The sequence below is a fragment of the Actinomadura sp. NPDC048394 genome (assembly GCF_040651755.1).
Lineage (GTDB): Bacteria > Actinomycetota > Actinomycetes > Streptosporangiales > Streptosporangiaceae > Spirillospora > Spirillospora montaniterrae.
In genome coordinates, this window is record NZ_JBEZJL010000027.1 from 62,253 (window position 1) to 74,295 (window position 12,043).

Annotated in this window: 10 protein-coding genes; all 10 read right to left on the reverse strand. The window is 75.1% G+C overall.

The window, feature by feature from the left end; all coding sequences use genetic code 11:
- Window positions 1-13: 13 nt before the first annotated feature.
- Window positions 14-433, reverse strand: a complete 420-nt coding sequence (locus AB0C78_RS21150; RefSeq protein ID WP_360750389.1) for a PaaI family thioesterase — start codon at window positions 431-433, stop codon at window positions 14-16.
- On the reverse strand, window positions 430-1,062 hold the full coding sequence (locus AB0C78_RS21155) for a TetR-like C-terminal domain-containing protein (protein ID WP_360750391.1): 633 nt from the start codon (window positions 1,060-1,062) through the stop codon (window positions 430-432). Before AB0C78_RS21155 ends, AB0C78_RS21150 begins: the two co-directional genes overlap by 4 nt.
- Window positions 1,063-1,115: 53 nt before the next feature.
- A complete protein-coding gene (locus AB0C78_RS21160) occupies window positions 1,116-2,780 on the reverse strand; it encodes a DUF2207 domain-containing protein (RefSeq protein ID WP_360750393.1) in 1,665 nt (554 codons plus the stop codon).
- Window positions 2,781-2,844: 64 nt separating this feature from the next.
- The gene (locus tag AB0C78_RS21165) at window positions 2,845-3,981 is read right to left on the reverse strand and encodes an acyl-CoA dehydrogenase family protein (RefSeq protein WP_360750395.1); all 1,137 of its coding nucleotides are present in this window, start codon (window positions 3,979-3,981) and stop codon (window positions 2,845-2,847) included.
- A gap of 16 nt (window positions 3,982-3,997) precedes the next feature.
- Window positions 3,998-5,203 (reverse strand): acyl-CoA dehydrogenase family protein, encoded by a 1,206-nt coding sequence (locus AB0C78_RS21170; protein WP_360750397.1) that lies wholly within the window; start codon window positions 5,201-5,203, stop codon window positions 3,998-4,000.
- A 7-nt stretch (window positions 5,204-5,210) separates the two neighbouring features.
- Complete coding sequence (locus AB0C78_RS21175; protein ID WP_360750399.1) at window positions 5,211-5,960, reverse strand: enoyl-CoA hydratase/isomerase family protein; 750 nt, start codon at window positions 5,958-5,960, stop codon at window positions 5,211-5,213.
- Window positions 5,957-6,616, reverse strand: coding sequence for a TetR/AcrR family transcriptional regulator (locus AB0C78_RS21180; protein ID WP_360750401.1), 660 nt, complete (start codon window positions 6,614-6,616; stop codon window positions 5,957-5,959). Before AB0C78_RS21180 ends, AB0C78_RS21175 begins: the two co-directional genes overlap by 4 nt.
- Window positions 6,617-6,701: 85 nt before the next feature.
- Complete coding sequence (locus tag AB0C78_RS21185) at window positions 6,702-7,517, reverse strand: SAM-dependent methyltransferase (protein WP_360750403.1); 816 nt, start codon at window positions 7,515-7,517, stop codon at window positions 6,702-6,704.
- Window positions 7,514-8,575 carry a hypothetical protein gene (locus tag AB0C78_RS21190; RefSeq protein ID WP_360750405.1) on the reverse strand — a complete coding sequence of 354 codons (1,062 nt, stop codon included), beginning with the start codon at window positions 8,573-8,575 and terminating at the stop codon, window positions 7,514-7,516. Before AB0C78_RS21190 ends, AB0C78_RS21185 begins: the two co-directional genes overlap by 4 nt.
- Before the next feature lie 82 nt (window positions 8,576-8,657).
- Window positions 8,658-12,038 carry a serine/threonine-protein kinase gene (locus AB0C78_RS21195; RefSeq protein WP_360750407.1) on the reverse strand — a complete coding sequence of 1,127 codons (3,381 nt, stop codon included), beginning with the start codon at window positions 12,036-12,038 and terminating at the stop codon, window positions 8,658-8,660.
- Between the last annotated feature and the right edge of the window lie 5 nt (window positions 12,039-12,043).

The following is a 12,043-nucleotide window of genomic DNA, read 5'->3' on the forward strand; positions in this document are numbered from 1 at the left end:
TCAACTGCCGACGTCAGCCGGCGGGCGCGGCCGGCCGCGCCGGCATGAACAGGGCGCTGACGTTGGCGATGACACGGCCCTCCGCCGTGAACGTCGCCGTCCCGGCGGCGAGGCGCCGTCCGGACCGGGTCGGGACGACAGCGATGTCGACCCACGCGCCGTCCTCGGCGGCGCCGACCAGGTCGCAGGACAGGTTGACGGTGATGAGCGGCGCCGGCGGATCCCGCCGGACGGCCAGGGCGTGCCCGATCACCACGTCGCCGACGGCGGCGATCACCCCGCCGTGCAGCAGCCCGCGGGCGTTGGTCTTGGGCGCCTCGACCAGGAAGCCCGCGCGCAGCGGGTCGTCGCGGTGGCGCAGGAACCCGCCGATGGCGGTGAGCAGCGGGCTCGGCCGCTCGTAGGGGACGAAGCCCGGGCGTCCGTCGGTCACGGTGCCTCCTCGGCGGCGGGACGGGGGATCTCTGACGCGGTCGCGGCCAGGCCGCGCAGCGCCGCGGTGACCGTCGAGCGGAAACGCCGGTCGGCCGTCTCGGGGGCGCCGGCCAGCAGCCCGGAGGCGTCCAGCGCGAGGAGGCCCTGCACCGTCGCGAACAGGCCGATGGCGGCGTCCTTGGCCGTGCCCGGGGCGCGGCCGGGCCCGAGGACGGCCGCGACCCGGCCGACGACGATCGCGTAGATGTCCTCGGCGGCCCGGGCGTCGGACGCGTCCGGACGGAACTCGGCGAACGGCCGGGAGAACATCACCTCGTGCAGGTGGGGGGCGCGGCGGGCGAAGGACCGCACGGCGAGCGCCAGGGCGAGCACGTCCGCCTCGGGATCGCCGGTGGGCTCCAGGGCGCGCAGGTCCGCGGCCAGCCGCGCGAAGCCCTCGGCGAACAGCGCGCGGACCAGCCCGGCCTTCCCGCCGAACAGCTCGTTCACCGCGGCCAGGGACGTTCCGGCGCCGGCGGCGACCGCCCGGGTGGTCACCGCTCCGGTGCCGCCCGTCTCCAGCAGCCCGCCCGCGACCGCCAGCAGCTCGCCGCGCAGCGCCTCGGTGCGCGTCTTCCGCCGTCCCATCCCGCCACCCTACCCCTTTTTCGGATCGCTGATCCGAAAAAAAAGGGGGCGGTTCACCAGGAGCCGCCTCCCCCGCCGCCGTCACCGCCGCCGACCCCTCCCCCGTCGCCGCCGAAGCCGCCGAAGCCGCCGTGGTCCGAGCCGCCCCACCGGGACGTGGACCGCCGAACGGTGGAGGTCGTCCGGGGCCGCGTCCCCGAAGCGCGCTTCGCCTTCCGCGCGGACGCGTCGACGAACATCGTCGCGACCTCGCTGAAGCGGTCCGCGAGCCCCTCGTCCGGGCCGTCGTCGGCGTACCACTCGGGCGGGGCGCCGTGGCTCGCGACGTATCTGCGCAGGATTCCCTGGTATCCCTTCGCCACGGAGTACGGGAGGTCCTCGGCGGCCGGCACCTTCTTGGTCACGAGGCCCCCGATGTAGCGATCCGCCTGGTCCCTGAGCCGCTGGGCGTGGCGGGTGAAGGGGTCGATGCGCCGCGAGCGCAGCCAGACGACCGGGGCGACCGCGAGCATCGCCGCACCCAAGGCCGTCACGTCCGTCACCACGCCCTCGGCGGCCGGGCCGTACACCAGGCACAGGAACCCCGCCGCGCCCAGCAGCGCCGACGCGAACCGCAGCAGGGGCACGCCCGCCGACAGGGGCCGCCTCCAGCCGTGCGCATCGACGGCCTCCACGACCAGGGGACGCAGGCGCCGCGCGAGCCCGAGACCGTCGACGTCCTCGGGGTCGGCTCCGTCGCGGTCACCGAACACCTCGTCCACGAACGCCTTCTCGTAAGGGCGGAGGTCAGCGGTGTCGCGGCGGCCCGTCAGCCGGAGCCGCGGCCCCTTGCCCGCCGGGCGGGTGATCCGCAGGTGCCCGCGGACGGCGAGGTCCACGGCGATGGCCGCGCCGAGGTCGCGCTCGCCGGCCCAGCCGGTGCCCAGGACGGTCAGTTCCGCCGGCGCCACCGCGGGGACCGGCGCGGCCGGGTCCAGGCCCGCCCAGTGGAGCGGGCGCAGGAAGACCACCACCTCGGACGCGACGGCGAGCAGCGCCGCCGCGACCGCGAGCCAGCCGAGCGCGCCGACCTGCCAGCCGTCCTCGCCCGCGGGCTCCCGCACCGCGCCCTGCGGAAGCGTCGCGCGGACGGTGACGCCCTGCCCCGCCGCCAGCCGCTGCGCGAAGACGGCGTTGCCCTGGCCGGTGTTCCACGCGCCGGCGCACGGCGCCGTCGAGCCGCGAGGGCCGGCGTAGCAGGCCAGGGACCGGTAGGCGGCAGGCGCCTTGAGACGGACGGTCGCGACGTCGATCGGGACCTTCCATTCCGTGCCCACCGCGTTCCAGTCCAGGACGTCCGACCGGACGGCGTGCGTCGCGGTGTAGTCGAGCGTGTAGGTGTGCACGCCCGTCACCAGCGTCGCCGGGTCGCCGATCCGCACGTCCACGGCGCCCTTGGAGCGGGTGACGGACCGTCCGGCCGGCGCGTCGGGGCTCCCGGCGGCCAGGTGCCCGATCGTGGTGCGGCCGGACGGGATGCGCCGCTCGATGCCGTGCCGGCGGGCGTCCCCGAAGTCGTAGACGATCGTCTCGTGCACGTGGAGGGCACCGTCCCCGCCCACCGTCAGCTCGACCGCGTACGACCTGATGTGCTCGGGCGCGGGCGCCGCCGCGACCGCAGGAGCGAGGAAGAGGAGCGCGAGGCAGGCGACCGCCGCCCCGACCAAGATCCGCCGCATACGCCGTAGGACGCCGAAAACAGGCGTACGGTTCTGCCCCGGCGCGCTCGGCCGGCGGCGGCCGTCACGCTGTGGGCGTGCCGGCTCCCGCGCCCACGACCCGGTAGTGGTGGTCGCTCTGGCCGAACATGGCGTCGATGGCGAGGAGCCGCTTCAGGTAGTGGCCGATCGGCAGCTCGTCGGTCATGCCGATGCCTCCGTGGGTCTGCACGGCGGCCTCGCCGACGCCGCGGCCGAGCCGGCCGACCTGCGCCTTGAGGATGGCGAGATCGCGCGGGGCGGCGCGGCCCGCCTCGGCGAGCGCGGCCGTGTACAGCAGGGTCGCGCGGGCCTTGGTGCAGGCGATCTTCATGTCCGCGAGCCGGTGGCCGACGGCCTGGAAGCGCGCGATCGGGACGCCGAACTGCTCGCGCGTCGCGGCGTAGCCGGCGGTCTGGCGGAGCAGGGCGTCCATGGCGCCGACCGCCTCGGCGGCCAGGGCGATGACGGCGCCGTCGACGGTCGTCGCGATCGCCCGGTGGGCGTCGGTCGTCAGGACGTTCTCCGCGGCGATCTCGACGGAGTCGAAGGCGATATGGGCGGCGCTCCTGCCGTCCACGGTGGTGAAGGGGGCGAGCCGGACGCCCGGCGTTCCGGGTTCGACGGCGAGCAGCGCCAGGCCCGCGCGCTGCCCGGGCTCGCCGGCGACGCGCGCGGTGACGACGAGCACGTCGGCGTCCGCGCCGCCCAGCACCAGCCGCTTCTCGCCGTCGAGGCGGTACCCGCCGCCGGACTCGGCGCACCGGGCCGCCACCCGCGACGGTTCGGCGGTGCCGCCGTCCTCCTCGTGGGCGAAGGCGGCCAGCGCGTCCCCGGCCATGATCCGGTCGAGCCAGCGCCTCGCCGTCGGGTGCTCGCCGGCCTCGGCCAGTGCGCGCCCGGCCAGCAGCACCGACGGCACATAGGGCTCGACCACGAGGTGCTCGCCGAACGGCTCGCCGACCGCGACGAGGTCGACGACCGAGCCGCCGAGGCCGCCGAGCGCCTCCGGGAACGGCAGGGTCAGCAGCCCGAGGCCGGCGAACGCCCGCCAGGCGTCGGCCGAGAACGGCCGGCCGGACCGCACGGTCGCCTGGCGTGCCTCGAAGCCGTGGTTCTTCGCCAGGTAGCGGGCGACGCTCTCGCGCAGCATCGCCTGCTCGTCGGTGAAACCGAAGTCCATCGTCGCCCTCCTGCGGTCAGCGGTTCGTGAGCGAGCGCGCGATCAGGTCGCGCTGGACCTCGTTGGTGCCCGCGTAGATCGAGGTGGCCCGGCTGTTGAGGTAGTAGGGCATGGCGACGAGGTCGAAGCCGTCGCCGAGCGGATCGGCGCCGCCGCCGACCTCCAGTGCCCCGAGCTGGAGCGCGAGCCCTTCGAGGCCGCTCACCCGTGCCATCAGCGACGTCAGCCGCTGGGTCAGCTCGGAGCCGATGGTCTTGTTGAGCGAGGGGAAGGCCGGGTCGTCGCGGATCGGGTGCCCGCTGATCGCGAGCTTGTCCAGGTGCTCCACGGACGCCACCTCCGCCTCCAACTCGCCGAGGTCCCGCTGGAACACCGGGTCGTCGGCGAGCGGGCCGCCGAACGGCGAGGTCCGTGCCGCGGCCGCCTCGCGGATCATCCGGACGTAGCGGTGGAGCCACGGGGACTGCATCGACCCGCCGCGCTCGTACCGCAGCAGGTGCTTGGCGACCGCCCAGCCCTCGTTCTCCGCTCCGACGCGACCCGACTGCGGGACGCGGACGTCGTCGAAGAACACCTCGCACTGCTCCGGGAAGCCGTCGAGACCGACGATCGGCCGGATCTCCATGCCCGGGTAGTCGACGCGGTCGAGCAGCAGGAACGTGATGCCGTGCTGCTTCTTGCCGGAGCTGCTGGTCCGCACCAGCATGAACATGCGGTTCGCGCGGTGGGCGAGGGTCGTCCAGATCTTGCTGCCGTTGATCACGTAGTCGTCGCCGTCGGGCACGGCCGTGCAGTTCAGCGAGGCCAGGTCCGACCCGGCGCCCGGTTCGGAGTAGCCCTGCGTCCAGTAGTCCTCGCCGGACAGGATGCCGGGCAGGTGCCTGCGCTTCTGCTCCTCGGTGCCGAGGTCGATGAGCAGCGGGCCGATCATCTTGAGGGAGTTCGGCAGCAGCGGCGGCAGGTCCCGCCGGCAGTACTCCTCGGCGAAGACGAACCGCTGTTCGGCCGTCCAGCCGGTGCCGCCGTGCTCCACCGGCCAGTCGGGCGCGGCCCAGCCCTTCTTGTAGAGGATCCTGTGCCAGGCCATGGCCTCGTCGAAGGGCGCGAAGACGCTCGTCGTCTTGCGGCCCGCCTCGCGGATCGCGTCCGTCGGCGCCGTGTCGAGGAACGCGGCGACCTCCCGGCGGAAGGCCTCCAGCTCGGGTCCGGCTTCCAGGTTCATCAGCGCGTCACTCCGATCGAGGCCGCCCGGTGAAGGCGGCGATCCGCTCGTGCATGTCGGGGCCGTGCCCTTCGCTCTCCATCACTTCCCATTGCAGCCCGGCGTCGAGGGGGCCGCCGTCCGTGGCCTCGAGCAGCCGCTTGGCGGCGGCGTGGGAGAACGGGGAGTTCGCCGTGATCTCCTCGGCGAGCGCCTCGATCTCGGCGTCGAAGCGCTCGTACGGCACCGCGTACTCGGCCAGGCCGATGCGGACGGCCTCGTCCGCGTCGATCATCCGGGCGGTGAACATCAGCCGCTTCGCGGTCGCGGCGCCGACGCGGCGCGGCAGCCGCTGGCTCATCCCCCACACCGGCGTCAGGGCCCACTTGGCGTGCGTGTCGCCGAAGCGGGCGTTGTCGGCGGCGAGGATGAAATCGGCGGCCAGCGCCACTTCCAGCGCGCCCGTGTAGCAGTGGCCGTGGACGGCGGCGATCACGGGCTTGGGCAGTCGCTCCAGCATCCGAAGGGTCTCGCTGTGCCAGCCGGGCGACGGCGGGTCCTCGCCGTCGGCGATGGCGGACAGGTCATGCCCGGCCGAGAAGCACCTGCCGGCCCCTCGCAGCACCACGCACCGGACGGCGTCGTCGGCGCGCAGGTCGATGACGTGCCAGCGCAGCTCCCCGAACATCTCCACGGTCAGCGCGTTGAGCTTGTCGGGCCGGTTCAGCGTCAGCAGGGTCCAGCCGTTCCGGTCGGTCCGGCTCACGAGGTCCGTCATGCGGGCCCTCCTGCCGGGCGAGCGGACGTGACGAGGACGAAGATGTCGGTGGTGTGGTCGATCAGCTGCTCGCGCGTCATCGGGAGCTGGCCCTGCAGCCAGCCGCCGAGGACCATCACGAGCCCGCCGACGAGGTAGCCGGCCCGGAACCGCAGCGGCGCCGCCGGCGCCGAGGCGGCGTGACCGGCGCGTCCGGCGTGACCGGCGTGACCGGCGGCCGACGACGCGACGAGATCGGCGAAGGACGAGACGGCCTCCGCGGTGCGCGCCCGGGTCCGCGGGGTCGCGGCGGCGATGATCTGGGCGGCCCTGCCCTTGCGCGGGTCGTCGGCCAGGACGCCGACGCCCGCCGCGATGGCGGCGTGCGCGACGGTGCGCGCGTCCGCTCCCCGGTTCTCGGCGAGCGCCTCCGTGATCGCGGTGGTCAGCTCCTCGGTGAGGGCGTCGAGGAGCGCCGACAGCACGGCGTCGCGGCCGTCGAAGTGCTCGTAGTAGTACCGCTCGTTGAGCCCGGCCTCGGCGCACAGCCGCCCGACGGTCAGCTTGTCCAGCCCCTGCGCGCCGATGATCTCGAAGGCCGCGCCGAGCAGCGCGGCCCGGCGCTGCGCGCGGCGCTCGCCGGCCTTCACCCCGCCGTACGGGCGTGCTGCGGTCACGGCGCGATCCTGGCATACCGCCCCATGTCTGGCAATGAATCCTGCCAGAATTCGTCCTCGCCGCCCGGCCGATCGCCGGCGACGGTCAGGGCTTGAGGGCGACGCCGCTCCACATGGTGGACGGGGTGTCGGCCAGGGCGGGGTCGTCCGGACGCCATTCGGGCGCCCGCACGAGGCCGGGCTCGACGAGGTCGAGGCCGTCGAGGAAGGCCGCCACCTGGTCGCGGCTGCGCAGCGTGATGGTCTGCGCCATCGCCTCGTTCAGCCGGTCGGCCATGTTCGCCATCCGCGTGGCCTGGATGTCGGTGGCCGGGTGGGAGATCGCCACGTAGCTGCCGCTCGGCACCGCGTCGACCAGCGTGCGGACGACCCCGTACGGGTCCGACTCGTCCGGCACGTACTGCATGATCGCGATCAGCATCACCGCGACCGGGCGGCGGAAGTCCAGGATCTCCCGCGCGGCGTCCAGGATCACGCCGGTGTCGCGGATGTCGGCGTCGATGTAGGACGTGGCGCCGGCCGGGCTGCCGGTGAGCAGGGCCCGGGCGTGCGCGAGCACGACCGGGTCGTTGTCGACGTAGACGACGCGGCTGTCCGGGGCGGCGGCCTGCGCGACCTCGTGGGTGTTGTCGGCCGTCGGGATCCCGGTGCCGATGTCGAGGAACTGCCGCACGCCCCGTTCGGCGGCGAGGAACCGGACGGCGCGGGCCAGGAACGCCCGCGTGTTGCGCACCGAGGCGACCATGTCGGGCAGCGCCGCGATGGCCTGCTCAGCGGCCTCCCTGTCGGGCTCGTAGTTGTCCTTGCCGCCCAGCCAGTAGTCCTGGATGCGGGCGATGTGCGCGACGCTGGTGTCGAACGAGGGCGCGTCCGCGCCGTCATGCGTCTCCCCGGCCATCATGGGACCTCCAGACCTCCCGGCGCCGAGCCGCCGCCCAGCCTAGACCGGCATGATCGGCACGGTGGGCGGTTTGCGGAGGACGCGTCGGCGTGCGAGGCCGACGCCGCCAGGACCAGCAGGAGGATCGCCGCCGCGCCGAAGACGGCGTTGCCGGTCAGGGCGACGGGAACGGAGACGCCCATCTCCTTGGCGTGCGTGAACCCGACCCACACGTAGGTCAGCAGCGCGCCGCCCGCCAGCGCCAGCCGGTGGGAGGCGCCCCAGCCGCGGCTCCGCGACCAGCGCGCGCACAACGCGACGGCCCCGGCGAGCACGACGAACCATGCCGCCACCGGCCACCAGACCGACAATCCCTCCGGCAGCCGGTCGCGCAGCCAGTAGAGGCTCGTGACGGCGAAGGCCGCGGCGCCGACCGTCCATGGGCGCGGCGCGTCCGCGTCCGGCACGGGCGCCGGACGGCGGCCGAGGGCGAACGCCAGGGCGATCAGCCCGGCGATCGCGGCTCCCGCGACGGCGAACTGGTACGGGGACGCGACGAAGTGCTCCGACTGCGCCTGCGAGACGCCCAGCAGCACGGCGGCGGCGACGAAGAGCAGCCCGACGGCCGGCAGCCCGGCGCGCCCGAGCCAGGGCCGGCGCGGATCGCGCATGAACGCCTCCACGAGCGCGATCGGCACGCAGATGCTCCAGATCGTGTGCATCGACACGACGTCCTGCAGCATCTCCACGCTCGTGCCGAGCAGCGGGACGTGCGTCGACGCGTACGCCGACCCCATGTCGAACCCGCCGTAGTGCGGGTTCCACAGCATCTGGTCGACCGGCCCCTCCTCGATCAGGGCGTAGGAGGCCGCGAGCACGATCATCGTCGGCCAGCCGCGTCCGGTCCGCCGGGCGGTCTCGCGCACCAGCAGGGCGCCGCCGCCGTACAGCGGCGCCAGCAGGACCAGGCCGCCCAGTTCGGTGATCGGCTGGTTGCCGAGCAGGAACTCCCCCACCAGCGGCGCGAGCAGGAACAACGCCACGGCGGGCAGGAGCCGGCGGCGCACGGAACGGCACATGCTCGCGAGCCTAGGAACGGCGCCCCGGACGCCGAATCGGCCAACGGTCGATGCCCCGATGGCCACCTGGCCGTCCCGCCCGCTACCTCGGTTCGCCCCGCTCCGGGTCGTCGCCGCGCTGGTCAGCGTGCGGCGCCAGGTCCCAGTCCAGTTCCCACAGCCGGGTCGTTCCGTCGTCGCTCCCGGAGAGCGCGTACCGGCCGTCGGGCGTCACGGCCAGGGCGCCGACGCGGTCCCGGTGGCCGTCGAGGGTCCGGACGCACCGCCCGGTCGCGGCGTCCCACAGCCGGACGCCGGAGTCCTCGCCGCCGGACACCGCGAACCGCCCGCCGGCGGTGAAGCGGACCGCCGTCGCGTTGCCCGGACGCTCGTCGAACGCCCGGATCAGGGCGCCGGTCCCGGCGTCCCACGACCGGATCGGCCGCTCGCCGTACCCGCTGGACAGGATCGTCCGCGCGTCGGCGCCCAGGCACACCGACTTCACCCAGTGCCCGTGGCCGTGCTCGATCGTGCGCACGCACGCGCCGGCGTCCAGGTCCCAGAGCCGGATCGTGCCGTCGTTGCTCGCCGACGCCGCCAGCCGCCCGTCGCCGTGCAGCCAGGCCGCGTCGATCCGGGCCCGGTGGCCGGCCAGCGTCCGCACGCAGCGCGCCTCGTCCAGGTCCCACACCCTGACCGCGTAGTTGTGAGAGCAGGTGATCGCGGAACGGCCGTCGGCGCTGAGCGCGGCCGAGGTAGCGCCGCCGGTGGCGCGGCGGTCCAGCCCGGCCAGGCGCTCGCCGGTCGCGGCGGACCACAGCCCGACGGCGCCGGTGCCGCTCGCGGACAGGACCCGTTCGCCGTCGGCGCTCACCGCGACCACGTCCGCCGGAGCGCTCGTCTCGATCTCGTGCAGGAGCGTCCCCCGGTGCAGGTCCCACACGTGGACGGTGCCGATGCTGCTTCCGCACGCGGCGATCCGGCCGTCGCGCGACAGGCCGGCCGAACGGACGATCCGCGCCCCGGGCTCGGGGAGGACGCGCGCCGTCCATCCGCCGCGCGGCCGGGCCAGGCCGATGCGGCGGGACAGCGCCCACCAGGCGTCCAGGACCCGGGGCGCCCGCTCGTGGCCGGGGACCGCACGCGCCCTGGTGAGGAGTTCGCGGGCCTCGTGGAGGCGGCCGGCGGACAGCGCCCGCTCCGCCTCGTCGACCAGCCGTCCGGCATCGGCGGCCAAGCGGGACAGCTCCGCGTGGCGGCGTGGCCGGCTCGGCTGGAGTGCGGCGACCGGCTCGGCCTTCGGTGGCCAGGTCCAGGTGCGGGCCGTGCGGTCCTGGCCGAGGGAGATCCCCGACCGGCCGCCGGGGTCCATCAGCACGCCGAGGACCTCCTCGTCCCCGTGCCCGTCGAAGGTCCGCAGGCAGCGGCCTTCCGCGACATCCCACAGCCGTACGGCGCCGTCCTCACCGCCCGACAGCAGCCGCCGGCCGTCGGCGCTCAGCGACAGCGCCGCGACGAAGCCGGACGACCCGGCGAGCGTCCGGACGTGCCGGCCGTCGTCCAGGCTCCAGACGCCGATCCGGCGGTCGGCGGTGGCGATCACCGCGGTCCGGCCGTCGGCGCTCATGCCCATCGCGGTGACCGCCGCCGCGAGGTCGCCGTCCAGGACCACGCGGCACCGGCCCGCGCCGACGTCCCACAGCTGGACCGTGTAGCGCTCGCGGGCGGTGGCGAGGACCCGGCGTCCGTCCGCGCTCACCTCGACCGCCACGTCCGGGCCGTGGCCGCCGATCGTGAGGCGGGGCGTCCGGGCGGGCGGGTCCCAGACCAGGACGCGGCCGTCGCGGACGGCGGCCACGGCGACGCGTCCGTCTGCGCTCAGCCGGACGGACGTGACACCGAGCTCGCGCGCCGCCTGCCCGGTCGCGGCGGTCCACAGGCAGCGGCCGGACTCCAGGTCCCAGTACCGCATCACGGCGTCGAGTCCGACCGAGACGGCGAAACGCGCGTCGGCGCTCACGGCCACCGAGTCCACCTGACCGCGGTGCGCTTCCAGGCTCGACCGCTCCGTCCCGCCGGCCAGGTCCCACAGGCGGAGGACGCCGTCGGTGCCGCCGACGAGCGCGAGCCGCCCGTCCGGGGTGAACGCGACGGCCTGGAGGAGGCGGCGGAGCGGGTCCGCGTGCCCCGGCAGCGCGCGCGTTCCGGTGCGGGCGGCCCCGGCGGTCCGGCCGGTGTCGATCGCCCGCAGCGCCGCCGCGACCTGCGGTTCGCCGGGCCGTTCCCGCTCGGCGGCGGCGAGCAGCTCGCGCGCCGCGGGCAGGTCACCGCGCTCCATGTGCACCTGGGCGAGCAGGTACCGCGCCTCCCAGGAGTCGCCCGACTCGCGTCCGGCGACCTCGACCGCGGTGACGAGGTCCTCGTCCGTTGCCGCGCCCCGCCGCCAGCGCAGCAGCCCGGCGTTGTAGGTCGCCTGCAGGTGCCGTGGGTCGGCGAGGAGGGCCTGGGCGAACGCCTCGCCGGACGCGGCGGGACGGTCGAGGTCCAGCAGCGAGAGCGCCCGGTTGTTCAGCTCGTCCGCGCGCAGTTCGGCCTCGGCCGGCGCCGGGCGAGGGTGGGCGTGGCCGGTGACCTGCCGGTAGACGGCGTCCAGCTCGTCGGCGACCTCGGCCATCGAGGCGGGGCGGGCGGCGGGTTCCGCGCGCAGGCACCGTTCCAGCAGGTCCGCCAGGGCGGGCGGCAGTGCGGGCGGGCCCGGCTCCGCGGGGCCCTCGACGCGCAGCGCCGCGAGCGCCTCTCCCGCCGCCGCGCCGACCCGCCAGGTCGCCCCACCGTTGAACATCTCCAGCACCGACACCGCGAAGCTGTAGACGTCGGTGCGGCGATCGAGCGGCTCCCCCTGCAACTGCTCAGGCGAGGCGTACCGCACGGTCATCCCGGCGTTGGTCACCGGGTCGCCGTCCCCGCCGGGCGCCGCGGAGGTCACGGCCCGGGCCAACCCGAAGTCGGTGACCTTGGCGGTCCCGTCGCCGTCGAGCAGGACGTTGGCCGGTTTTATGTCCTGGTGGACGACGCCGCGCTCGTGCGCGTGCCGCAGCCCCCACGCCATCTGGATCGCGAGATCGAGGATCCGGGCGGCGGCGTCACCCTCGTACAGCGCGCGGTCGTCGATGCGTTCCTGGAGGCTGCCTCCCGCCACGTATTCGGCGAACACGCAGGGCACGCCGTCGAGCGTGCGCACGTAATGGCAGCCGCACACGTTGGGGTGCAGCCCGAGCGACACCCATGTCTCCGCCTCGGCGACGAATCGCTTCCGGCCGGAGGCGTCCGAGAACATCTCGGGGCGCGGACGCTTGACCGCCAGGTCCGTCCCCCAGGACAGGTGACGGACCCGGTACACCAGCCCCATGCCCCCGTGCTCGTTGACCCCGAGCACCGCGTACCGGCCGGCGACGACGTCCCCCACCCGCCACGGCAAGATCACACAGG

Bases quoted from the DNA above. Each gene is read 5' to 3' on its own strand.
- AB0C78_RS21175 (WP_360750399.1), bottom strand. From the start codon at position 5,960: ATGACGGACCTCGTGAGCCGGACCGACCGGAACGGCTGGACCCTGCTG.
- AB0C78_RS21155 (WP_360750391.1), bottom strand. From the start codon at position 1,062: ATGGGACGGCGGAAGACGCGCACCGAGGCGCTGCGCGGCGAGCTGCTG.
- AB0C78_RS21165 (WP_360750395.1), bottom strand. From the start codon at position 3,981: ATGGACTTCGGTTTCACCGACGAGCAGGCGATGCTGCGCGAGAGCGTC.
- AB0C78_RS21160 (WP_360750393.1), bottom strand. From the start codon at position 2,780: ATGCGGCGGATCTTGGTCGGGGCGGCGGTCGCCTGCCTCGCGCTCCTC.
- AB0C78_RS21170 (WP_360750397.1), bottom strand. From the start codon at position 5,203: ATGAACCTGGAAGCCGGACCCGAGCTGGAGGCCTTCCGCCGGGAGGTC.
- AB0C78_RS21190 (WP_360750405.1), bottom strand. From the start codon at position 8,575: ATGTGCCGTTCCGTGCGCCGCCGGCTCCTGCCCGCCGTGGCGTTGTTC.
- AB0C78_RS21185 (WP_360750403.1), bottom strand. From the start codon at position 7,517: ATGATGGCCGGGGAGACGCATGACGGCGCGGACGCGCCCTCGTTCGAC.